This window comes from Exiguobacterium aurantiacum DSM 6208 (assembly GCF_000702585.1).
GTDB classification, from domain to species: Bacteria; Bacillota; Bacilli; order Exiguobacteriales; family Exiguobacteriaceae; genus Exiguobacterium; species Exiguobacterium aurantiacum.
Genome location: NZ_JNIQ01000001.1, coordinates 2,637,780 through 2,661,575 on the forward strand (window position 1 = coordinate 2,637,780; position 23,796 = coordinate 2,661,575).

The window sequence follows — 23,796 nt, forward strand, 5'->3', positions numbered from 1 at the left end:
GTAAAGGAGGTCGTTGTCATGACAGAAGAAGAGAAGAAAGAAGCCGTTTCCTCTGAGGAAGAAACGGAAGAAGTCGAGCCTACGGCTGTCCTCGCCGATGCACTCGATGAGGACGAAGAAGAGGATCAACCCGAAGAAAAGAACATGGACCACATTAAAGGTGTGTTCAACTATATGCATGAGAACGGACGGGAGTATCGGGTCGTCTTTTATAACGACCGTAAAAACCTCGTCTTCCGCGAACTCGGGAACGGAAAAGTCGAATTCGTCGGCCGTTTCACGGACGACGCATACGATGAAGAAAACGAAGACGAGATGCGCGAACTCGGTGAACGTGAACTGAACCGCATCCTCGCCGACCGACTCAAATAAAAAATCGCCCGCGGGCGATTTTTTATTTTTTCTTGTTTTGTTTTTTCTTACGGAGCGCATAAATCGCACCGGCGATGCCTCCGGCGACCGCAATGCCGGCCATGACCGGAACGAGCACTTTCTTCGTCGGAATCATCTCTCTCACCCGCTCATACGGCGTCGGCACCGACAGTTCGAGATGTACGGCCGCCTCCCCGTGACCGTGTGCCCGTGCTTTGCGGGCCGCATCGGTGATGACGACTCGTCCCGTCGTATAGCGACGGTTGCCATGCTCATCCGTATATGGACGGCGAACCCGTTTCACACCACGCACCGTCTTGCCTCGAGCGGCATCCGGACGGACGACACGTTCACTCGTCCATGCCCGTCCCCCTGTCGCACTATAAGCCGGGCGAATCGTCCGGCGATTTAACCATGTGTATGAATCATTCATCGTTGATTCCCTCCAATATTGTGAAGTCCTTCTCTTATTATACCCATAGAGCATCTCAAAAAAACATCTCTCCCGTTACCGAAGCAAGAAGACAGACAAAAGACCGGCACGACGGCCGGTCTCAAGTCATTCCGTGAACGGTTTGTCACGGTGGCGACGTTTCGCCAAAATCAAGTAGTACGCCGGCACGAGGACGAGTGTCAGAATCGTCGAGAACATGATCCCGGAGACGATTCCAATCGCGAGCGGCTTAAAGAGCGGGTCACTGCCGAGGGCGACCGGCAACAAGGCGACGACCGCCGTGAGTGCCGTCAGCAAGATCGGACGGATCCGGGCACGGCCCGCCTCATACACGGCCGTCGTGACCGCCATCCCTTGGCGAATGCCCTGCTCGATGAATTCAAACAAGACGACCGCATTCCGAACGACGATCCCGGCGAGCGAGACCATCCCCATCGAGGCCATGAAACTAAACGGTGTCTGCGTCACGAACAGACCGACGACCGCACCGGCGATGGCCAAGTAAATCGTGAACAAGACGAGTAGCGGCAAGGACAACGAGTTGAACTGGAACGCGATAATCAAGAAGATCAAGAACAAGACGACGACGAACAGCGTCGCGAGTTCAAGGAAGAACTCGTTTTGTGTATCACTCGACCCGGTCTGGGCGAATGAGATCCCATCGTCAGTCAAGCCGGCCTGTGCGTCTTCTAGCACGCGGTCGACGTCCGACTTGAACGCTTCCTCGTCCATCCCTTCGGTCGGATAGATGCGAAGCGTGACCGTCCGCTCTCCGTTCTCCCGTGGGATTTGTTGAATTTGCTCGGTCGTCGTCTCCGTGACGAACGTACTGAGCGGAGCGACCGGGGGACCTGTCTCTGCCTCGACCGGAACGAGAATGTCGTCTAGCGCGAGCGCCTCACGATTGGCTTCGGCATCGATGACGATTTTAACGTCCCGTTGCTCGATTCCATCATCGAACGTACCGATCGGGACACCGTCCGAGACGAGACGAATCTGATCGCTGATCGTCTTCGCCGTCACACCGGCCGACGCCATCGCTTCACGGTCGAGTTCATACGTGAGCGTCTGGAACGGCTCTTTAATGTCGTCGAGAACGAGGGCACCGTCAATCGCCTCGAGCTCGGCTTTCACCGTGTCCCGGGCGTCAACGAGCTGGTCGATCGTCTCCCCGCGCATCGTGAACTCGACCGGAGCCGAAGCCGGCGGTCCTTGTTGCTGCGTTTCTAAGAAAATTTCCGCATCGGGATAATTTTCACGCAGTTGGGTCGTGTAACGGTCGATCAGTTGAATCGCGTCGATTCGGTCATTATCGACGCGGACGACGATTTGTCCTGTGTTTTCCCCTGACTGGTCAAGCCCGCCCGTGAACAGGCTCGGTAGCCCGCCACCAGCGAAGACGGACGTCTCGACGACACCGTCTACGTCTTGGAATTCGGCTTCCATCTGTTGCAAGCGGCGTTCCGTCTCTTCAAGGTTCGTCTGGACCGGGAACGTGACGCTCGTCACGACTTCCGGCCGGTTCGCCGCCGGGAAGAACTCGAACGGCGTCAATAAGATGAGACCGTAGAGTGCCGTCGTGATGACGAATCCGACGAGGCCAAACGTCCATGGCCGTTTCGCGACGACAGGGAGCAATTTGTCCGCATAGAAGTTACTCAACCGATTGAGCGGTCCGCCGAGCCATCCCGGCTCGCGTTTCGAGACGCGGACTTGCTTCCGGTTCAACCAATATTGCGCGATCGGGACGAGCGTCAAACTGATGACCATCGACGCGAGCACCGACAAGGCGAGCACGGTCGGAAGGGCCCGGATGAAGTTCCCGTTCGCTCCTGAAAGCAAGGTGAGCGGTAAGAAAGCGAAGACGACGGCGAGCGTCGACGTGACGATCGACCCCCACACTTCCTTCGTTCCGCGAACGGCCCCGAGCATCGCCGAGTCCCCTTTCCGGTAGCGGCGCAAAATATTGTCGTTGACGACGATGGCGTCATCGACGAGAATCCCGAGCGCGATGATCGCGCCGATGATTGAGATTTGGTTCAAATCGACCCCGGTGAAGCGAAGCGGGATCAAAGCGAGCAAGAACGAGAGCGGGATCGCCAAACTGACGATAAGGGATCCCGTAAACGTCAAGCCAATCGTCGTCACGACAATGACCGCGATCATCGCAATCAAAAATTCGCGTGTGAGCGAGGAGAAGATCGCATCGACCGCTTTCGCCTGGTCAGAATAGGTGACGAGCTCGACGCTGTCGAGGTCCCCGACTTCCGAGGCGACGACTGCGTCGACCCGTTCCTGAAGCGTCGGGATGTCTTGGCCCGGCTCAATCGTCACCGTGAACGAGACGGCCGGCTTTCCGTCGAGCGAGACGAGATCGGTCACCGCTTTCGGCGCTTCCTCGACCGTACCGACGTCTGCGAGCAACACCGGCTCTCCTTCGAACGATCCGACGACGACTTGGTCCATGTCATTGACATTCGTCAGGCTATCGATCGCAAGCTGATAGATGCCATCTTCCGTCGATTGACGGCCGAGTGGCGTCGTCTTGTATTCTTCATTGATGGCCGTCAACACGTCCGGGAAGGCGAGCTGACGTTCCCCAAGCGCTTCCGAGTCGAGTGAGACGACAAACTCTGTTTCCGGAAGCCCTTTGATCGTCACGCCCGTCACACCGGTCGTACGTAACAGGCGTTCTTCTAACTGTTCGACGTTTCCTCGAATCGTCTCAAGCGATTCGCGGTCATCCGCCGTCAACAAGTAAGACGCGACTGGGAGTTGACCAACGGAATCGTTGACAGTCGGCGCGAGTGCCTCTTCCGGCAGACGCGACTGTGCATCCGACACGGCTTGGCGCACGTTCGCCTGGAGTTCGGATTTGTTCACGCCGTCCTCATATTCGACCGTGATGTTCGAGAACTCGGACGCCGAAAGTGATGTGACGTTCTCCACCCCTTCGATGCTCCTTAATTCGTCCTCGAGCACGCTCGTGACGTTTCGTTCGACCGCCTCAGCAGTCGCCCCTGGATATGGCGTCTGGACGAGCACGATGTTGATGCTCGTTTCTGGGATTTCACGCTTCGGCAATTGGAAGAACGTGAGCACGCCGACGATGATTGCGACGAGTAAAAACACGATGACGAGTTTTCCTCGCTCAATCATTTGTTGAAAAAACATATGGACCCCTCGCTTTCAGATAATGTGCAAATACACATATGAACTATTCTTCTTCATCATAGAGGGGTTCACATTTGATTTCAATCTTTACGTGCGGCTGAATGTGCTGTTGTGAATTCGTTTTTGGAACGCATAGGAGATTTCAATCGAGCGCTGTTTTTGACGCGAGACGGTATGGTCCGACACGTTCACTTCGACGGATTCGCCGGTCAAGAATTGGATGCGCGTCCCGTCCTGACAACGTTTAATATCGGTGACGTGCTGGAAATTGATCCACGCACAATCTGGACTTTCCTTGGCGATGGTCGGGAAAAAGACGGCATCCGCGTGCCAGTCCATGACGACCGGCGTCTTGCGATGCGGACCGAGCACGTATCGCGCCGCCTCGATTCGTCCTTGTATGCTCGACCCATAATAGAGACAGGCCGTCTCGAGCAAATGCATCGGTGAACCTTTCAGCCGATGTACCCCGTCTGGCTGATAGACGAGCGTCTCGGCCTCCCCATACTCGTTAAATACCGGAAGCAAAGCTCTAGTGTCATTCGTCAACTGCGTCATCTGTTCATCCTCCATACCGTTTAATGTGACTTACACGTTAGTCATACCAAGTTCTTCATCGAAGCAGCAAATCGTGTTTTCACATTGCCCAACTAAAAAACCAGCCGACATCGGCTGGTTTTTGAAAAATCAAGCATCTGAATTTGAATTTTGGATTGGTTTCAGCTGCGGGAAGCGGAATCGGACAGCAACTCCGTTCGAAGTATTTCCTAGCGTGACCTCTCCTTGATGGAGCGTCACGATGCGTTGGACGATGAACAGTCCGAGACCAAACTTCCCTTGTTTCCCTCGGGAGAACTGATGGAACAAATCAAGGTTTTCGTCGACAGGCGGACCGTCGTTTTTGATCGTGACGCTGATTTCCCCGCCCGTCCGCGCGAGTTCGATTTGGATCGTCGACTCGGCGTAACGGAGCGCGTTGTCGAGCACGTTCTCAAAGGCGACACGGATCTGTTCGCCGTCCCCTAACATCTCGCCGGCGTGACCGGTGATAGTCCAGTCCAGGTCACCGCGCAGCTTGAAGCGGGCGACGAGCAGTTCCATCAACTTATCAACGTTGATCGTCTCAAGCCGCATCTCCTGGCCTTTGAAGTACTCGAGTTTTGTGACGTACAGCAAGTCGACGACCTTTTTCTCGAGACGGGATGCCTCTTCGTCGATGACTTCAGCCGATCCTTTCAAGTCACCGGTCGGATAAATCCCGTCTCCGATGGACTGGGCATAACCACGGATGACCATGATCGGAGTCTTCAAGTCGTGCGAGATGTTTTGGAGCAACGCCTGTTGTGCCAAGTCCTGCTCTTGCAACTCTTGTCGCATCGCATCGATCGACCGGGCCAACTGCCCGAGTTCATCTTCGCGCGCGAGCGGCAACACCGTCTCCCATTGACGGTTCGAGATTTTTTCAACAGCCCGTTCCATCTCGACGATCGGTTTCGTCAACTCTCGTGACATCCACAACGCTGGGATTAGCGAGAGCAAGCTGATCACACCGATCAAGATCGAGATGCGCCAAAAGAGCGTCGAGACAAGCTCTCGGCGATAAGCATCCCATGCGTACGATGCCTGGTAGATGGTCGTCCCATCATACTCATTTTGACGGATGATGTAATAGACGTCTTCTCCATCGATCGTCGTCTGGTATTTCTCGATCTCCCCCGTCTGTTCGATCGCTTCGCGGTACATCCGGTTCGTCAGTTCGAGCGGGGCCGACCCGTAAATGATGCGTCCGTTCGGCAAGAAGATGAGCTGGTTGACGGAACGCGACTCTTGTTGCCTGCGGTCATACTCGATCGGATTACGCGGAATGTTCTCGAGCTCGTTCGTATTTCCAAGGTAATAATCAACGTCTTGCAACGTCTCATACACTTGCTCATCGATGAACTGGGCAATCGACGACCGGACCGTGAGCAGGATCATCAACGCGAGCGTGACGATGATCAACAGGATGAGCACCCATATCTTCCACATGAGCCGCTTCGGCTTGAGCTGCTCGAACATCATGGTTTGACGAGGCGGTAGCCGACGCCGTAGAGCGTCTCGAGTTCAAGACGATGCAATTTTTTCCGGAGCCGGCGGACCAAGTCATCGACGACACGGTCGGAGCCGAAGTAGTCGTGTCCCCAAACGCCTTCTAGAATCTGTTCCCGCGATAACGCCGAACCCGGGTGTTCTAGAAAGAGGAGCAACAAGTCGAACTCTTTCGACGTCAAATCGATTTCTTCGTCTTCATGCTTGATGAGACGCTTGTCCGGATAAATCGTATACTCTCCGTAGTCGATATGTTCGTTCGACTTCGACCCGTACACGCGGTCGATCAACTTCTTCACCCGGATGACGAGTTCGCGCGGTAAAAACGGCTTGGCGATATAGTCATCGGACCCCATCTCGAGACCGATGATTTTATCGATATCCTCATCGCGTGCCGAAATGAAAATCGTCGGCGTGTTGGCGTTTGTCGCCTTGATTTGTTTCAATAGTTGGAAGCCGTCAAGGTCCGGCAGCATGATGTCGAGCACCCATAGATCGGGTTCATCCTTAATCGCGGCCTGTGCCGAGACACCGTCGGAGAACGAGCGGACCCGGTACCCTTCTTGTTCTAAATATGTGACGAGCATTTTATTCAAGTTGATTTCATCGTCGACTAAGTAGATTGTGTACATCCGATTCACTCCTGCAACGTTTTTACATATCATATCAAATATTTATGGGTGAATGATGGGAATATCACCGCAAAATGACGGTCGAATGTGCGACAAGCACACAAAAAAAGAGGGTCCCCCCTCTCTATCGGGACGTCTGTTCCCGCAACTTTTGGGCAAGGAAAGCCGTGCCCCCGCTCAGGAGCGCCACCACACCGCTAATCATGACGAGTTCCATCACCATCCACCTTCCCATTGATACCGATTCTCATTATCACCTTTAATATAGCACATTTCGCTCATCTTGCCCAATGCAAAAAAACTCCCGCCAACTAGGCGGGAGAACGGATTATGCGTTTACGTCGTAACCTTGTTCTTCAATCGCTTCAATCAGCGTTTTCAACAATACTTTGTCGTTGTGGATCACATCAACACGATGGTCTTGCAGCGACACGATGGCTGATTCGACGCCTTCGAGCTCGGTCAAAGCCCCTTCGACCGCCGCCTTGCAATGATTACAAGTCATTCCTTCTACTTTCAATACTGTCTCATTCATGAGTTCGTTCCTCCTTGAGTTTTTAATCGCAACGCGTTCAAGACGACTGACACCGAACTGAACGCCATCGCCGCCCCGGCAATCCACGGTGCGAGCAATCCGGCGGCTGCGACCGGGATACCGAGACTATTGTAGGCGAGTGCCCAGAACAGGTTTTGGCGAATGTTTTTCATCGTCAGACGGCTCATCTCGAGCGCACGCGTCACACCGATCACGTCTCTACCCATCACGGTCACATCGGCCGCCTCGAGCGCCACATCCGTCCCGCTTCCGAAGGCGATGCCGACATCAGCGACCGCGAGTGCCGGCGCGTCGTTCATCCCGTCACCGACCATGGCGACCCGCCCTTTCTGTTTGAGCGCCTCGATATGGTCTGCTTTCTCGACAGGCAATACTTCCGCGATGACGTTCGCCTCCGGGATGCCGAGCTCTCGGGCGACGTCTAAGGCCACTTCTTGACGGTCGCCTGTCAAAACATACACGTGGCGTGTTTTCGCGAGTTGCCGGACGACGTCCCGACTGCCTTCTTTCAAGCGGTCCTTCAGCCCGAACACGGCTTTGATGCCAGAAGCGTCCGCCACGTACACGGGCGTCATCGCTTCCATGTCCCAATCCGGCAGCTCGAATCCGGCTTCACGCATCATTCGCACGGACCCGACAAGAAGTTCATTCCCATCGACGACGGCTTTCAATCCTCGCCCGGCGAGCTCTTCGACTTGCTCGACGTGACCGTCCCCTTCGAGCTTCCCGATTGCCTCGGCGAGCGGATGGGTCGACTGGCGTTCAGCCATGACGGCCTTACGTAAAAATGACTCGTCGCCGAACATCGTGACGACCTCGGGCGTCCCGTTTGTAAGCGTCCCGGTCTTGTCAAAGACGATGATGTCCGCCCCGTTCAACGACTCGAGTTGGCCACCGCCTTTAAAGAGGACACCTTGCTCGGCGGCGCGGCCGGTCCCGACCATGATCGAGGTCGGCGTCGCCAAGCCGAGCGCACATGGACAGGCGATGACGAGTACCGCAATCGAAGCCCGGATCGCCATATCCATGTTGCCGAGTCCGAACGCCCACACAGCGAACGTGACCGCACTGATGGCGACGACGATCGGTACGAACACGCCTGAAATCCGGTCGGCTTGGCGTTGGATCGGCGCTTTATCCGTTTGTGCCTGTTCGACGACACGCACGATTTGGGCGAGCATCGTTTCACTGCCGACCCGTTCGGCTTTTATCAAGACACGGTGCGAACGGTTGATCGTCCCGCCGACGACTTCGGCACCGACGCCTTTTTCAGAAGGAATCGATTCTCCCGTCAACATCGACTCATCGACGATCGTCTCGCCTTCGATGATGCGTCCATCGACCGGCACTTTCTCACCCGGACGGACGACGAGGACGTCGCCGACGTTGACGAGTGCGACCGCGACCGAACGTTCTTCACCATCGACGAACAAGATTGCCTCTTTCGCCTGAAGTGACAATAATGACTTGAGCGCATCGGTCGTCTTCTCTTTCGCCCGTGCCTCCAGCCATTTCCCGACGAGGACGAGCGTGATGAGGACCGCACTCGTCTCGAAATAGAGCGCCGGATGCATCGGATGGGCGAGCATCTCGAACACCGAATAGAAGTAAGCGGCCGACGTCCCGGTCGCCACGAGCACGTCCATGTTGGCACTGCCGCTCTTTAAGCTCTTATACGCACCTTGATAAAATTGGGCCCCAATCCAAAACTGGACCGGCGTCGCGAGCGCAAATTGCCACCACGGGTTCATAAGCCAATCCGCATGGAACATGAACCCTGGAATGTGCGTGATCATGACGAGTAACAGCGGTGCCGACAACAGCGACGAGATGAGCACTTTTCGTTCAAGCGGTCGTAAGTCGTGTTTCGGCGCGAATTCTACTTTCCGTTCCGCCCCGTACCCGATCTTCTCGATCCGGGCGATCAGTTCTTCTTCAGTGATGCCGTTGTCGACGCGAATCATTGCCGTTTCAAGCGGCAAGTTGACGGTCGCTTCGACACCATCCATCTTGTTCAACACTTTCTCGATTCGGGCCGAGCATGCGGCGCATGTCATTCCTTGAATCGACAATTCGACGGTTTTCATCGCTCGACCTCCTTACTTTTTAATGCGGCTGACGATTGTCATCAATTCGTCAATGTACGGATCCATATCTTCCGTCTCGCTCGCATGAACCAAACATTTGCGCATATGGCGTTCGAGCAGCTGCAGTTCGACTTGTTTGAGCGCCGCCTGGATCGCTGACGTCTGTGTCAAAATATCGACGCAGTAACGGTCACTCTCGACCATCTTTTGAATGCCGCGGACTTGTCCTTCAATCCGGCGCAGGCGTTTACTGAGCGCTTCGCGCTCGTCATCGTCACGCGGAACTAGCGGTTGTTCATGCATGTATTCCTCCATGGTTATCACCTCACCATCAATATACCCCTACCCCGTAATAGTGTCAAACGATTAAATTGAAAAAGAGCGACAACTTTGTGTCGCTCTCCTCACTCAACTCTTTTGGAACGCCTCGCTCTTCAAGACCGTCCGTAAAATTTTGCCGGTCGTGTTACGTGGCAGTTCATCGATCAACTCGATGTACGTCGGTTGTTTATACTTCGCCAGCTTCGTCGCCGTGAAGGCCCGGATGTCATCCGTCGTCACATCGTCGCGCGTGACGACGTACGCTTTGACCGCCTCTCCTTGTTCGGCGTCAGGTACCCCGATGACGGCCGCTTCGACGATACCCGGGTGTTGGTATAGCACTTCCTCGACTTCTCGCGGATAGACGTTGTAGCCGCCGACGATCACCATATCTTTTTTCCGGTCGACGATGTAGAAATAACCGTCCTCGTCCCGCTTCGCCAAATCACCCGTATACAACCATCCGTCCCGGAGCGTCATCGCTGTCTCTTCCGGGAGCTTATAATACCCTTTCATGACGTTCGGGCCACGGACGATCAGTTCACCGACCTCGCCGACACCCACTTCTTCCCCGAGCTCATCGACGACTTTATTTTCGACGAGCACGATCGATGGACCGATCGACCCGGCTTTGCGTTCCCCGTGAAGCGGGTTGAAGCACGTGACCGGCGAGGCTTCTGACAACCCGTACCCCTCAAGTATTTTACATTCAAACTTCTGCTCAAACGATTCGAGCAGTTGCACCGGGAGACTCGCTCCGCCAGATACGAACACACGGACATGCTTGAGTGCGGACGAATAAGCCGGGACTTTCATCGCCGTCTGCAACAAGAAATTGTACATCGTCGGCACGCCGGCGAAAATGCTGACGCGATGTTTCGGGACGAGGTCGAAGACGTCCTGCGGCGAGAACTTCGGTAAGATGACGATCGTCGCCCCCCGCAAGAGCGGTGCGTTGACGATGACGGTCAAACAAAAAACGTGGAACATCGGCAACGCCGCGAGCGCCTTGTCGTCCGGCGTGATTTCGAGATATTCCCCGATCGACTGTGCGTTCGAATACAAGTTGCGGTGCGTGAGCAGCGCCCCTTTAGGTTTTCCGGTCGTCCCGCTCGTGTACAAGATGACGGCGACTTCTTCCTCATCGACTTCGACGAGCTCCCCTTCAGACGCCGAAAGCGAGTCGGCGAACGGTAAAAACTCGATGGCGCCACTTTCTGTTTCGACCGGCACGTCCGCATATGGTACCGAGATGACGAGTTTCAATTGCGGCAGCTGTGACAATGCCCCTTTCGCTTGGGCGACGAGTGGTGACAAGGCGACGATGGCTTTCACGTCCCCGTCGAGCAAAATATAAGCCATCTCGTCTGGTGTGTATGTAGGGTTGATCGGGATGACGACCCCACCTCGCGCGAGCACCGCGAAGTACGAAATGAGAAATGCCGGGCTGTTGCCGAGGACGAGCGCGACGTGATCCCCTTTGTTGACGCCTTTCGCTTCAAGCGTCGACGCCATCGCCCGCACTTGCCCGAAAAACTGCTCGTAGCTGACCGTGTCTTCCCCGAACACGTAGGCCGCTTTCGAGCGGTGCTCGGCCACTACCCCTTGTAACGCCGTGACTAAGTTTGCCATAGTAATCCCCCTTTTAATGAATGACGATTCACTTTTACGCCGTAAAAAAGAGCACGGCGACCGCGCTCTTTTTCAGTTAATTCTATTGTACATCAAACGGCTCAGGAAGAAAACGCTTTCAAATCCATCGTCTGTAAATGATATAATCCGCTCCGGCTCTGTACGTGCACGAGCGCTTGTAGCGCCTCATCATCCATGAGCAAATCATCGAGCAATTTATGGTACGATTCTTTGCGATCATCTGTCGTCGCCGTGACGATGAACATCATTTCGGCCCGGACCGGCTCCCCGGCGATCGTTCCCACATCGAACGGGTGATTCACATGCAACAATGTGATGCCGTCAAGCCGGGCCGCATGCCGCGGGACGTCGATGACGGCGACAGGGACCGCGACATCGCTCACACCGGACGGGATTGTCCGTTCTTGCTCGAGGACGGCTCGGGTGAACGCGTCCGTGACGATCCCCCTTCCCTCTAACTCAAGACCAATCGCTCGCACGGCGCGCTCAAACGTCGGCTGATCGGTCACCCACATCCAGTTCGTGTCCATCCATTCTGTGATGAAACGGCACATCTTAATTCCTCCTCAACATCGATTCAGTTTATGAAAGCGCTTGCACTGATTATGATACGCCTCCTCGACTACTGTCGCAACGCCACAGGAAATGTTTCACGAAACCGCCAAAAAAGGATGGTCTCATGATGAGACCATCCTGGCTGTCGACCCGCCTCAGCTAATGAGATCGACGAGTTCTTCGAGCTCGACGTTGCCGAAGTAGTGTTTAACGTCAAGGTGTGATAATTGTTCCCGAATCGCCCCGCGTTCGAAGCGAGTCCCGACGAGCGCTTGCTCGACGTCATGGATGTCACCGACCCCAAAGAAGTCCCCGAAAATTTTCGCTTCGGTGATCGTCCCTTTGCTGACGTTCAACCGGACATCGATTGTGCCGATCGGGAAGCGACGTTTCGACTCGACGTCAAACTTCGGAGACTTCCCAAAGTTCCAGTCCCAGTTCGCGTAGCGCTCTCTCGAGATGTCTTGGACGATTTCCCAGTCCTCGTCACGAAGCACATAGCGTTCCGGTTCTTGACCGTCATAGATTGAGTGAAGCAACGCTTCGACGAACCGTTCCATCGCCATCTCTTCCTCGAGGAACTCCGTGATGTTGGCGACACGGCTCCGGACCGACTTGATGCCTTTAGAGCGCATCTTCTCTTCCGAGACGTTGAGCGAGTTGACGACTTCCTCGATGTTCGAGTTGAACATGAGCGTCCCGTGGCTGAACATGCGGCCGCGCGTCGTGAACTGGGCGTTGCCACTGATCTTCCGTTCGCCGACTTGGATGTCGTTTCGTCCCGTCAACTCGGCCTCGACGCCGAGTTGCTTGAGTGCGTCGACGATCGGTTGCGTGAACTTCTTATAGTTGTTGAACGAGTTGCCGTCATCTTTCGTGATGAAGCTGAAGTTCAAGTTGCCTTCGTCGTGATAGACGGCGCCACCGCCCGAGAGACGGCGGACGACATCGATCCCGTTCTCTTCGATATACTTCAAGTTGACTTCTTCTGACGTGTTTTGGTTTTTCCCGATGATGATCGACGGCCCGTTAATGTAGAACAAGAAGTAATCCTCATGCTCGACGTTCAAATGTTTGAGAATGTATTCCTCGACCGCCAAGTTGAGTTTTGGATCCCGGATATCCGGGTTGAAAATGAATTTCACTGTGTGTGTCCTCCTAGTGACTAATCGTTAAGTCCATTATACGAGACGTGTGAGCGCCTCGACAAATGAATTACTTCCATTCGCCGTTCATGACGCGCTTCAATGCGTTGGCGACGCCGTACTCGTCATGACGCTCGGTGACGTGATGGCTGATTTTGATCAATTCATCATGACTGTTCGCCATCGCGATCGCCTTGCCGGCGACCTCGAACATCGGCACATCGTTCAAATTGTCGCCGATGACGACGACCTCGGACAAGTCGACCCCGAAATACTCGGCGAGTTTCCGGACACCGTGCCCTTTGTCGGCCCCGTTCGCCATCACCTCGATGTTGTCATCGCCTGAAGACGTGACGTATACGCCCTCGACACGTTCATCGATTTCAGCCCAAAGCGACGACATTTTTTCAAAGTGGCTTGAGAAGGCGATAAACTTGTAGACGCGCCCGGCCTCCTTTTTGATGAAGTCTTCGATGTCTTCGACGAGACGAACGTCCTCGTTGACATAGTAGCGTTTACGGAAGAACTCATACATCTCGAGCGAACGGTCGTCGCCGTTTTGCTTCAAGTTCTCCATCGTCGCCTCAATCAAATCAAGACGACTCGCGACGAGCCCGGCTTCCGAATACATCTCATAGAACACGTCCGAATACTTATGATCTTGATGCAGCACCGATACGACCTCGAGCGCCTCTTCCGTCGTCAAGTCGATCTCATGGAGCACGTCTCCCGTCTCCGTCAACACCCGTCCCCCGTTGGACGAGACGATCGGGCACGTGAGGCCGACCTCATCGAGAATCTCTTTCGCGTTGAAGTAATTGCGTCCCGTCGCAATCGCAAAGCGAATTCCTTGCTCTTCGGCGGCGCGAACGATTTCAGCCGTTTCCGGCGCAATTTTTGTGTGGTTGTGCAAGATTGTGCCATCCATGTCCGATACGAACAGTTTATACGTTGTCATCAACATCCACTCCTTTTTTCTCTTTCGCTTCTAACTATAACAAAAAGAGAGGCCGGCGGAAAAATCCGGCACCTCTCTTCATAAATCCTTAACCTTGTGCGGCCATCTGTTTGATTTGTTCATGGACACTGTTAATACAGTCCGGTATGCCGATCCCGTCATAAGCAATCCCGGCCAACAACACGCCCGGATAGACACGGCCCATCTCGGCCCGGAGTGCTCTGACACGGTCTGAATGGAACACTGCATACGGCGGTAGCCCGTCACGTAAACGGCTGACGACGGTTTGACTTGGCTTCCTGTGTATCGTCATCAATCCCCCGAGATCACGGAGCGCCGTCGCGACAATCTCTTCGTCCGATGCCTCAACGATGTCATCGGCACCCGGACGACCGAGGAAGACGCGAAGGACATGATAGCCATCCGGCACGGCGTGCGGCCACTTTTGATCGATGAATGTGCACGCCGTGATCACGACGTCCGCTTCTTGACTCGTGACAAAGCCGGTCCCGACGAACGGGAGTTCAATGTCTCCTTCTTTAAAGACGAGCGAACACGTCGCCGTGGCGTGCGGTTTCATCTCAGCCAAAAAATCGCTGTCGACTTTCGGCAAAAACTGACGAATGAGTCGCGGTGGCACGGTCAAGATGAGGCGTTCGGAGTCGATGTCGCTGCGATTCGTGAGCAGGCGATACCCGCCGTCGATTTCCTCGACCTGCTCGACCGAACAGTTCAAGATGATCTCCGTCCGTTCGAGCCGTTCCGCGATCCGGTCCGTCAGTGATTTCAATCCACGCTTGAGCGAGGCGAACTGACCGACTTTCTTCGCGCCGACTTCGGCGACGCGTTGCTCGGGACGCAGGTGACGCATCCCTTCGTATAAGTTCCCGTACCGCTTCTCCCCTTCGATGAACTGCGGGAACGTCGACAACGCGCTCATCTTGTCGATATCGCCGGCGTAAATGCCAGACAAGAGCGGTTCGATCAAACGGTCGACGATCGGGTCTCCGACACGCTCACGCAAATAGAGACCTAGCGAGACGTCTGTCTCCGGGGGGGCCACGTCCGGTGGCGACAATAACATCTCCCGAAGCGCAGCGTGTTCTTCTTCCGATAAGAGCGTCGTGTCTTTAAATGCGTCGACATCGAGCGGGATCCCCATCACCGTCTGTTTCGGGATCGGATGAAGGCCGTCACGGTGCAACACATACGCCTGACCGACGCCGTTGCGGACGATCTCATCGCCGAGTCCGACATTTTGAATCAACTCCGTCATCGCCGTCTTCCGAAACACGTAAGAGTCGGGACCGCGCTCAACCGCGAACTCCCCCGTCTCGAACGTGTCGATTTTACCGCCGAGTCGACCGCTCGCTTCAAGCAACGTGATCGATACGTCTTCCGGCAAATAGCGTTCGGCATAAAAAGCGGCGGTGAGACCTGTGATCCCACCGCCGACAATCGTCAAATTACGCATGATGCACGATCACGCTTTCCATCCGATCCGCGATGGCCTCGATGAAGCTCCGCTCCGCGTTTGGCATGTTCGGACGCGCGTAGTGAACGCCGAGACGATCACAGACGACTTTACATTCCACATCGTTGTCGAAGAGAACTTCGAGGTGGTCTGCGACGAATCCGACCGGCGTATACACAAACGCCTCATAGCCATGCTTTTCATAAAGTTCAGCCGTCAAGTCTTGGACGTCAGGCCCGATCCAAGGGTCAGGTGTGTTGCCTTCTGACTGCCAACCGACCTCATAGTGCGGGACACCGGCCGCTTGCGCGATTTTGTCCGCCGTCTCTTTCAATTGATCTGGGTACGGGTCACCGCCGGCCAAAATCTTCTCAGGGAGACTGTGTGCCGACACGATCAAGCACGCCTTCTCGGCCGGTACCGGCAAGTTCGCGAACGTTTCTTTGATCGCCTCTGCCCACCAGTTGATGAATTTCGGCTCATCGTACCATGATTCAACCGAACGAATCTCGATGCCGTATTTGGCCGCTTCCTCATGGGCGCGTCCGTTGTATGACTTGACGCTATATGACGAGTAGTGCGGAGCCAATACGACCGACACCGCTTCTTTGATGCCATCGTTCGCCATTTGCGCGACAGCATCTTCGACGAACGGTTCGATGTGCTTCAGACCGATATACAATTTGAACTCGATCTCACCGGCATGACGCTCGTTCAAGATGTCACGAAGCGCTTCCGCTTGATCGATCGTGATCTTCGCGAGCGGGGATACCCCGCCGATCGCCTCATAGCGCTCTGTCAAATCTTGAAGCGCTTCCGGTGACGGCTTCCGGCCATAACGGATGTGCGTGTAATAACGTTCGATGTCTTCCGGCTTGTACGGTGTGCCATAAGCCATTACGAGTAGTCCGACTGTTTTCATGATGATTTGCCTCCCATTTTTTCACGTGAGTAATCGTGGATGAATGCTGTCAATTTGACGAGTACGGCCGGGTCGACTTCTGGGAACACCCCATGTCCCAAGTTGAAGACGTACCCTGGTTGTTTCATGCCTTCATCAAGAATCTCTTTCACTTTCTCCTCGATGACCGGCCATGGTGCAAGCAAGAACGACGGATCCAAGTTTCCTTGGACTGCTTTCGTGACACCACGGTCGCGGGCTTCTTGGACAGACAAGCGCCAGTCGAGACCGACGACGTCGATCGGCAAGCTGTTCCACTCTTCAACTTGATGGCTCGCACCGACACCGTGCATGATGAGCGGGATATCGAGCGGACGCAATTCGTTAAAGATGCGTTCCGTCGTCGGCTTGATGTAACGAGCGTAGTCTTTCCGGCTAAGCGTCCCGACCCACGAGTCGAACAATTGGAACGCTTGGATGCCAGCCTCGGCCTGCGCTTTCGCGTAAGTGATGACCATATCCCCCAATTTTTCCATGAGCGCGTTCCAAACGTCCGGTTCCGCGTACATGAGCGCTTTCGTCCGGTGGTAGCTCTTCGATGGGCCACCTTCGATCATATAGCTCGCGAGTGTGAACGGTGCCCCTGAGAACCCGATGAGTGGTACATCGAGACGTTCCCGGAGCAAACGGATCGTCTCAAACACGTAAGCGATATCATCCGTGTTGAGCGGTTTCAAGCTCTCGACGTCTTCCATCGTCCGGTACGGATTGTCAATGACCGGACCGATGCCGCTCTTGATCTCGACGTCGACACCCATCGATGGCAGTGGCGTCATGATGTCCTTGTACAGAATGGCCGCGTCGACACCGAGTTGCTTGACTGGAAGCTCGGTCACATAGGCGCACAGTTCCGCATCGTGCGTGATCTCAAACAGCGTCCTCGTCTTTTTGATCTCCCGATATTCCGGCTGATAGCGTCCCGCTTGGCGCATATACCAGACAGGCACATAGTCTGTCGCCTCTCCTCGAAACGCCTTTAAAATAGTATCGTTCATACGTCGCGTCATTCCCCTCTTTATTTCTCCTACACTCTTCTTCTATAGGTATGTGAACTCAAAAACATTATACAGAAATGAATTAGAATAATGCTAATGTGAAGCATTTTCATTGTGTTTACTTTGTGTCATTTTTTTGTCGGATACGTGCGGAACGCCGAGTTGAGCTGACCACGAATCAATTCGTCACGCTGGTTCGTCGACAGACGCTTCTCTCGGTCTTTAATGTCTTGAATGCGCCAACCGTCTTCAAGTTTCGAAGCGACATCGATCAGTCGTTCGACGTCATGGAAAGAATATTTACGTGACCCGCCTTTCGTACGTTCAGGAAAGATGAGTCCTTTCGCTTCATAATAGCGGACCTGACGCTCAGAAAGTCCTGTCAATTCAGTGATGACGCCCATCCCAATCACTTTCTTGGATTTATAGTCCACGCTGCCCGCTCCTCCCTTTTGAAAAAACTATGTCAGATAATCTGACAAAATGCAATCCACCTCGAATATTTCGACTTAAACTGAAAACAACTTTTCACCCACACCAATGAAAAAAAGGAGGAATCGCAACATGGAAGACATTATGTATTATATGGACACGCTGTTCGTACTCATCGCGGCATTGCTCGTTTTAACGATGCAACTTGGCTTTGGCCTGCTAGAAACAGGGACACTCCGGGCGAAAAACGCCGGGCACGTCGCCGTCAAACAAATTATCAGCCTCTCTGTGGCGGCACTTGCTTTTTGGGCTGTCGGGTTCGGACTATCCTTCGGGGACGGGACACGCTGGTTCGGAACAGAAGGATTCTTCTTGAACGGTTCGTTCACAAGCCTTGATTGGGCGAACGTCTCAATCGACATCAAATTCTTGTTCCAGTTATCGTTCGTCGCGGTCGCACTCGCTATCGCTTGGGGCGGCTTCGCGGAACGAGCCAAACTTTCCGCTTACGTTTTGTTCGGCATCTTCTTCGTCGCCATCCTCTACCCGATCGTCGCTCGCTCGGTCTGGGCCGGTGGATTGCTCGGCTCGATGGGAATGCAAGACTTTGCCGGTTCGGCCGTCGTCCACCTCCAAGGCGGGATGGCCGCGCTCATGGCGACGATCATCTTGAAACCACGCCGGAAGACCGAATCACTCGCTGGTCACAACCACGTCCTAACGGTCGTCGGTGGACTCGTCCTTTGGCTTTGCTGGTTCGGATTCAACGCCGGATCGACGATGTCAGTCGCTGACGGGTTCTTCGGTTACGTCGCATTGACAACGATGCTCGCTACAGCTGCCGGCGCACTCGGTGCGCTCGCCATCGTCATGGTCCACCGGAAGAAAGCGGACATCCCGACGGTCGTCAACGGTGTCCTCGGAGCGCTCGTCGCCATCACGGCCGCTTGTGCGTTCGTCGAGCCATGGGCCGCCGTCATCATCGGGGCGCTCGCTGCGGTCGCGACATACGGAACGAGCATTCTCATGGCGAAATACGTCGACGACCCGCTCTGCGCCTTCTCCGTTCACGGCGTCGCTGGAATCATCGGGACGCTCGCCCTCGGTTTCTTCGCCTCACCACGACTCGTCGAGATCACCGGCATCGGATCGGCCGGCCTCTTCTACGGCGGCGGTCTCGGTCAACTCGGCGTCCAGGCGCTCGGCGTCTTGATCGCCATGGTCATCGCTGGTGGCGGAAGCTACGCGTTCTTGAAACTTCTCGACGTGACGATTGGGCTTCGTGTCACGGAAGAACAAGAAGACATCGGCCTCGACATCGCCGAGCATGGCGTCTCGGCTTACGGAGAAATCGAAGCACAACCGGACACGCCGGCACGCCTTCCGAAAATACTCGGTTCGAGCGTCTCGGTCATGTCACCGAAGAAATAACGTCACAAACAAGGACACCCATCGCGTGGGTGTCCTTGTTTTCATGTCAATCTCGACAAATAGTACCGCACAATCCCGTAAGCAACTAGCAGTCCGACGAGAGCGTCCCAGCTCGCCCCAAAGAAGAGTGAGACGACACATAGTCCGAGCGCCTGTCCGACGAGAAGGCGGAGCGTCCACCACTTATAAGCCGTGAGACGTTCGAGGCGGGTGATCGGCAGCCACGACGCGATCGAGACCGTGTCGAGCCGTTTGAAGAGCGGCACGAGTTGTAGCGCCGTCAAGCCGACAAACAAGGGCACGACGATGCCAACGTACCAACCGCCAGCGAGCCACATGACGAGCACCGCGACGAGCGACAGCCGAATGATCAAGTCGAGCGAGTCTTTCGACCGTGCGATGCGTAAACCGTACATATAACGCGCCGCATCCGCACGGGCGAGCACCGAACGTTCAATCATCTTCACGACGAGCTTGCGCTCTTTCACTTCTTCACGCATCTCCGGCAAGTCGACGAACCAACTGACGATCCGATTAAACTGTGCCTTGCTCGTCTGTTCGAGGGCGAGCCACTCCAGGAGCGGGATCCGTTCGTACCGTCTTATATGAAGGAAGACGAGCGCGGCAAGCGCCGGTAACGGCGTCAACAACGGCATCCCGAGAAACATTAAGCCGCCGCTGGCCACGGCACTCGCGACCCCTACGAAACGGATTCCTTCCAACTTCGCGAGGCGGCCGACGACCGAGAGCAAGATGCTCGCGAAGACGAGGGCAAACACCTCCGCTGACGTCAGCTCAAGCGTCCTGACGAGGAGCGGCAAGAGGACGAGCATGAGGACGAGGGCGCGGATGCTCGCGAAGACGACGTTGAACAAGCGGACGCCGTTCATGTACGAGCGAATGCTTCCGAGTTCAGGCAATAAAAACACTTGGTCGGCTTCTCGTATTAGCGTTCTCGGCCGGTGACCGAGCGGCAAGACAAGGAAAGCCAACGCGACGACCCACTCGCTCGGGAACGACGTGTCCAGCCCGTTCAAAAACTGGTTATACACGAAAGCGCCATAAATCAAAGTGAAGTATAACGTGAACAACAAACCGCCATTCGCCACGTAGCGGCTATATTTCACGACCTCTTCCATCCAGACGCCGAACCGGGTGCGAAACACGTTCATCTCGTCCGCTCCTCGGCGTCAATCGCCTCGACGTAAATATCGTCGAGCGTTGCATCCGGTGCGAGCGCGTATTTCTCACGTAACTCGCTCGCTGTCCCTGTGGCGATGACCGCGCCTTGATGTAAAAAGACGAAACGATCACAGTGTCGCTCTGCCGTCTCTAAGATGTGCGTCGACATTAAAATCGCACTCTCTTCTTTATACTCGTCAAATAATTGGAGCAGTTGACGGATCGCGAGCGGATCGAGCCCGACAAACGGTTCGTCGACGATGAGGAGCGGCGTCTTCGTCACGAGCGCACAAAGGATCATCGCCTTTTGCCGCATACCTTTCGAGAAGACCGACGGAAACCAGTCAAGTTGCTTCTCCATCCGCATATTTTTGGCGAGCTGTGCTGTCCGTTCTTCTAAATCCTTTTCACGTATCTCATACGCTTTCCCCATGAGCGTCAAATGTTCACGCAAGGTCAACGTGTCGTACAAAATAGGGGTCTCAGGTATATAACTTATTTTTTTGCGATAGTTTTTTTCAGACGATTGGACAGTTTCCCCACCGACCGTGACCGTTCCAGAAACGGGTTCAAGCAACCCCAAAATGTGTTTGATCGTCGTCGATTTCCCGGCTCCGTTTAGCCCTATCAGCCCGACAAGCTCCCCTTTTCCGACTTCGAACGTGACGTCGTGCAACACTTGTTTACCTATATAACCGCCGTTTAACTTGTCGACGTGCAACATGAAAACTCCACCCCTCATTTTCAACTTTTTTTTGTGATATATGTTTTAAAAGCTGTCACATGGGAATAATCTGAACTGTAAGGCATTTTAAAACTTATTCATCACTTCCATTGTTCCATAAAAATGTAGGTCAGGACAATGGACAAAACAGAAAGGAGAATGTTTTATGGGTTGGATTATCACATTAATCGTCGGGGGTATTATCGGTTGGTTAGCAGGTCTTATTTTAGGTAAGGATGTGCCAGGTGGCGTTATCGGTAACATCATCGCTGGTATCATCGGTGCTTGGCTCGGTGGCCTCATCTTCGGTGACTTCGGTCCTGCAGTTGGCGGCATCGCAATCGTACCAGCACTTCTCGGTGCGATTATCTTAATCTTGATCGTATCGTTCGTCATGAAATCTATGCGTAAACGCTAATCAAATGCCTACCGAAAACGGGACCCTCGACTACGAGGGTCCCGTTTCACGTTCAGCTGATGACGACGTATAGCTTGCCGTCCCGTTCAATGAAGCGTTTATCCGTCTGGAGACCGAACAGCGTGAAAATCGATTCGATGAACGAACGGTCATAACGCCACTCCGTGCCAAGCTCGGTATCAATCCGTTTCTCCGGTTCCCCAAGCAACGCGATCATATCGTCGGGACGTTTATCCAAGTCGATGTCGATCCGGTTCACCCGCCCGTTCTCAAACGTCACATCGAACCCTTCATACCGCCAGACGCCGTTTTGGTCGCTCGGTTCACCTAGTTGCTCGAGGACCGTGCTTTCCCGTTTGTTCATGAGCCCATCCATCGTCTCGAGCGGATGTCCCGTCCGCGCCTCGACCTCAATCGCGATCAACTCCAGACGTTCGATATCGAACTGCCCCGCGATTGTCTCGCCGGTTTCCGCCTCAAGCTCGAATGCGAGCTCGGCCGCCTCGACGAGCGTCACGGTTTCTTCCTTCACTATCGTCTCTCCACCTACGACCGCGACCGCCTTCACGTCATATCGGCCGGGCATCCGATTGATGGTGACGGTATCACCTGTTTTTTCTACCCGTCCCGCTTGCGTTCCGTCCACCCACACGTTCGTCAGCGGTCTGTCTGCTGTCACGGTGAGGCGTTGCGGCAACAATTCGATCTGATAATCGGCAAAACCGAACCGCCCCTCCCCTGTGTCGGTCAAGCGGAACAGTCCTTCTCCGTCCGAAGTCTGTTGACGATCCCGTGCCACCTCGGCGATCGCCTCGCCTCGAAGCGCCGGCTCATCGTTCAACCATCGGACAAAACGGATGGCCTCGGCCCGCGTGAGCGGAACGTTGGCGTATTCGACCGTCTGTTCGAAGAACGCGATATCTTCCGTGAGCAGCGCCTCTTTGAACCGGACGTGAATGTTCTCGTTTTCTGCGGCCGGCCGATAACCGTATACGTACACGAGGATGGCGACAACAGCGAGGACGCCCCCGCCGGCCAACCATATCCGAAGGCGGCGCTTCGGTACGCTCTTTTTCGTCCGTTCATACGCCAAGCGTTTCCCTCCTCTCTATCTCGTTTTATTCTATTGTATGTCGGCATCCATCGACAGGACAATCGTTCTTCCGCCCGAATTTCCATGTTATGATGAAGTGGAACAGTCATTTCAGAATGGAGGACGTGCCATGCACACAGAAGACAACTGTATTTTTTGTAAAATCGTCAAGAACGAGATCCCTTCTCACAAAGTGTACGAAGACGATGACGTCGTCGCTTTCCTCGACATCTCGCAAGTGACGAACGGACATACGCTCGTCATTCCAAAACACCACGCCCGAAACGTCTATGAGCTCCCGGAAAACATTGCGGCGGACGTCTTCCAGACCGTCCCGAAAATCGCGAACGCGATTCAACGTCAGACCGGCGCCATCGGGATGAACGTTCTGTCCAACGCCGAGGAAATCGCCGGTCAGACCGTCTATCATTTTCATATTCATTTGATCCCGCGTTTTGGCCACGACGATGGCTTCGGCGCGAAATGGGAAACACACATGGACGAGTATTCGCAAGAAACGCTCAAACAGCTGGCCACTCAAATCAAACAATACGTTTAAACGACACGGACCGGGCATATGCCCGGTCCGTGTTGGTTTATGTTGAATTGATCGAATCGAGGTGGCGTTTCCGTTCCTCATCGATTTGTGCCCGTTCGACTTGTAATTTGATTGCCTGCTCGTACAACTGCTGACGCGATTTGACAGATTCGGCTTGTTCAAATTCTTTTCGTAATTCATGTAGGCGGGCATCTATTTCGACGAGTCGCTTTTCAAGCAACGTTTGCTTGCGCTCCTGTTCGCTCTGTTCTGATGCTTCATATCCCGCCTCGAGTGCTTCCATGATTGTGTGTGCCCAAGTGTCATCCCCGAGTCGTATCGCAGCGTTATACAAGTCCAACATGTCGTCGACCCAACGCTTTTGCTTGTTCACTGGAGGTCACCTTCCTTTACCTACATTCTAAAATAAAATGATTTTTCGGTCAAAATTGAATGTTCTGAAAAATTTTATTTGAGATATAGGTTTTTAATCTCTCTTTTTTGGTAAAATAATATGAAAAGAATGTATTCTAGCATCATCGTGCTTGAGGAG

The 23,796-nt window shown here is 54.3% G+C and carries 24 protein-coding genes; 4 read left to right on the forward strand and 20 right to left on the reverse strand.

Going from position 1 to position 23,796, the window contains the following annotated elements; translation table 11 throughout:
- Positions 1-18: 18 nt before the first annotated feature.
- The gene (locus P398_RS0113845; RefSeq protein WP_024371816.1) at positions 19-372 is read left to right on the forward strand and encodes a hypothetical protein; all 354 of its coding nucleotides are present in this window, start codon (positions 19-21) and stop codon (positions 370-372) included.
- Between the two features lie 22 nt (positions 373-394).
- On the opposite strand, the gene P398_RS0113850 is transcribed toward P398_RS0113845, so the two are convergent.
- The 16 genes from P398_RS0113850 to P398_RS0113930 form a co-directional block, all read right to left on the reverse strand.
- Entirely contained in the window at positions 395-805 is a 411-nt protein-coding gene (locus P398_RS0113850; RefSeq protein ID WP_029335793.1) for a hypothetical protein, read from the reverse strand.
- 126 nt (positions 806-931) lie between these two features.
- Complete coding sequence (locus P398_RS0113855; RefSeq protein ID WP_029335795.1) at positions 932-4,000, reverse strand: efflux RND transporter permease subunit; 3,069 nt, start codon at positions 3,998-4,000, stop codon at positions 932-934.
- An 87-nt stretch (positions 4,001-4,087) separates the two neighbouring features.
- Positions 4,088-4,558 carry a competence protein ComK gene (locus P398_RS0113860; RefSeq protein ID WP_024371813.1) on the reverse strand — a complete coding sequence of 157 codons (471 nt, stop codon included), beginning with the start codon at positions 4,556-4,558 and terminating at the stop codon, positions 4,088-4,090.
- Between the two features lie 129 nt (positions 4,559-4,687).
- Entirely contained in the window at positions 4,688-6,061 is a 1,374-nt protein-coding gene (locus P398_RS0113865) for a HAMP domain-containing sensor histidine kinase (RefSeq protein ID WP_034799253.1), read from the reverse strand.
- Entirely contained in the window at positions 6,058-6,720 is a 663-nt protein-coding gene (locus P398_RS0113870) for a response regulator transcription factor (RefSeq protein WP_024371811.1), read from the reverse strand. Before P398_RS0113870 ends, P398_RS0113865 begins: the two co-directional genes overlap by 4 nt.
- A gap of 328 nt (positions 6,721-7,048) precedes the next feature.
- Positions 7,049-7,255 carry a cation transporter gene (locus P398_RS0113880; protein ID WP_029335800.1) on the reverse strand — a complete coding sequence of 69 codons (207 nt, stop codon included), beginning with the start codon at positions 7,253-7,255 and terminating at the stop codon, positions 7,049-7,051.
- Entirely contained in the window at positions 7,252-9,363 is a 2,112-nt protein-coding gene (locus P398_RS0113885; protein WP_029335801.1) for a heavy metal translocating P-type ATPase, read from the reverse strand. Before P398_RS0113885 ends, P398_RS0113880 begins: the two co-directional genes overlap by 4 nt.
- 12 nt (positions 9,364-9,375) lie before the next feature.
- Positions 9,376-9,678, reverse strand: coding sequence for a metal-sensitive transcriptional regulator (locus tag P398_RS0113890; RefSeq protein ID WP_029335802.1), 303 nt, complete (start codon positions 9,676-9,678; stop codon positions 9,376-9,378).
- 93 nt (positions 9,679-9,771) lie between these two features.
- Entirely contained in the window at positions 9,772-11,316 is a 1,545-nt protein-coding gene (locus tag P398_RS0113895) for a long-chain-fatty-acid--CoA ligase (RefSeq protein ID WP_029335804.1), read from the reverse strand.
- Positions 11,317-11,417: 101 nt separating this feature from the next.
- Positions 11,418-11,891, reverse strand: coding sequence for a PTS sugar transporter subunit IIA (locus P398_RS0113900; protein ID WP_029335805.1), 474 nt, complete (start codon positions 11,889-11,891; stop codon positions 11,418-11,420).
- Between the two features lie 156 nt (positions 11,892-12,047).
- Complete coding sequence (locus P398_RS0113905; RefSeq protein ID WP_029335807.1) at positions 12,048-13,037, reverse strand: lipoate--protein ligase; 990 nt, start codon at positions 13,035-13,037, stop codon at positions 12,048-12,050.
- Positions 13,038-13,107: 70 nt separating this feature from the next.
- On the reverse strand, positions 13,108-13,995 hold the full coding sequence (locus tag P398_RS0113910) for a Cof-type HAD-IIB family hydrolase (protein WP_235263419.1): 888 nt from the start codon (positions 13,993-13,995) through the stop codon (positions 13,108-13,110).
- An 88-nt stretch (positions 13,996-14,083) separates the two neighbouring features.
- A complete protein-coding gene (gene hemG, locus P398_RS0113915; RefSeq protein WP_029335809.1) occupies positions 14,084-15,469 on the reverse strand; it encodes a protoporphyrinogen oxidase in 1,386 nt (461 codons plus the stop codon).
- Positions 15,462-16,391 (reverse strand): ferrochelatase, encoded by a 930-nt coding sequence (gene hemH, locus P398_RS0113920; RefSeq protein WP_029335810.1) that lies wholly within the window; start codon positions 16,389-16,391, stop codon positions 15,462-15,464. The genes hemG and hemH overlap by 8 nt, the downstream gene beginning before the upstream one ends.
- Entirely contained in the window at positions 16,388-17,437 is a 1,050-nt protein-coding gene (hemE, locus tag P398_RS0113925; protein ID WP_029335812.1) for a uroporphyrinogen decarboxylase, read from the reverse strand. Before hemE ends, hemH begins: the two co-directional genes overlap by 4 nt.
- 116 nt (positions 17,438-17,553) lie before the next feature.
- Positions 17,554-17,859: a MerR family transcriptional regulator gene (locus P398_RS0113930; RefSeq protein ID WP_029335814.1), complete on the reverse strand. Its 306-nt coding sequence runs from the start codon at positions 17,857-17,859 to the stop codon at positions 17,554-17,556.
- Positions 17,860-17,989: 130 nt separating this feature from the next.
- Here P398_RS0113930 and P398_RS0113935 point away from each other — a divergent pair, with 130 nt between their 5' ends.
- Positions 17,990-19,288 (forward strand): ammonium transporter, encoded by a 1,299-nt coding sequence (locus P398_RS0113935; protein ID WP_024371799.1) that lies wholly within the window; start codon positions 17,990-17,992, stop codon positions 19,286-19,288.
- Between the two features lie 41 nt (positions 19,289-19,329).
- Here the strand turns inward: P398_RS0113935 and P398_RS0113940 are convergent, their stop codons facing one another.
- Positions 19,330-20,460, reverse strand: a complete 1,131-nt coding sequence (locus P398_RS0113940; protein ID WP_081828313.1) for an ABC transporter permease — start codon at positions 20,458-20,460, stop codon at positions 19,330-19,332.
- Complete coding sequence (locus tag P398_RS0113945; RefSeq protein ID WP_024371797.1) at positions 20,457-21,194, reverse strand: ABC transporter ATP-binding protein; 738 nt, start codon at positions 21,192-21,194, stop codon at positions 20,457-20,459. Before P398_RS0113945 ends, P398_RS0113940 begins: the two co-directional genes overlap by 4 nt.
- Positions 21,195-21,360: 166 nt before the next feature.
- On the opposite strand from P398_RS0113945, the gene P398_RS0113950 reads away from it, so the two are divergent.
- On the forward strand, positions 21,361-21,612 hold the full coding sequence (locus P398_RS0113950; RefSeq protein WP_024371796.1) for a GlsB/YeaQ/YmgE family stress response membrane protein: 252 nt from the start codon (positions 21,361-21,363) through the stop codon (positions 21,610-21,612).
- Between the two features lie 52 nt (positions 21,613-21,664).
- Here the strand turns inward: P398_RS0113950 and P398_RS16425 are convergent, their stop codons facing one another.
- Complete coding sequence (locus P398_RS16425; protein WP_051638920.1) at positions 21,665-22,705, reverse strand: hypothetical protein; 1,041 nt, start codon at positions 22,703-22,705, stop codon at positions 21,665-21,667.
- Positions 22,706-22,835: 130 nt separating this feature from the next.
- Here P398_RS16425 and P398_RS0113970 point away from each other — a divergent pair, with 130 nt between their 5' ends.
- Positions 22,836-23,264: an HIT family protein gene (locus P398_RS0113970; protein ID WP_029335820.1), complete on the forward strand. Its 429-nt coding sequence runs from the start codon at positions 22,836-22,838 to the stop codon at positions 23,262-23,264.
- Positions 23,265-23,301: 37 nt separating this feature from the next.
- On the opposite strand, the gene P398_RS0113975 is transcribed toward P398_RS0113970, so the two are convergent.
- Complete coding sequence (locus P398_RS0113975) at positions 23,302-23,637, reverse strand: hypothetical protein (protein WP_024371793.1); 336 nt, start codon at positions 23,635-23,637, stop codon at positions 23,302-23,304.
- Between the last annotated feature and the right edge of the window lie 159 nt (positions 23,638-23,796).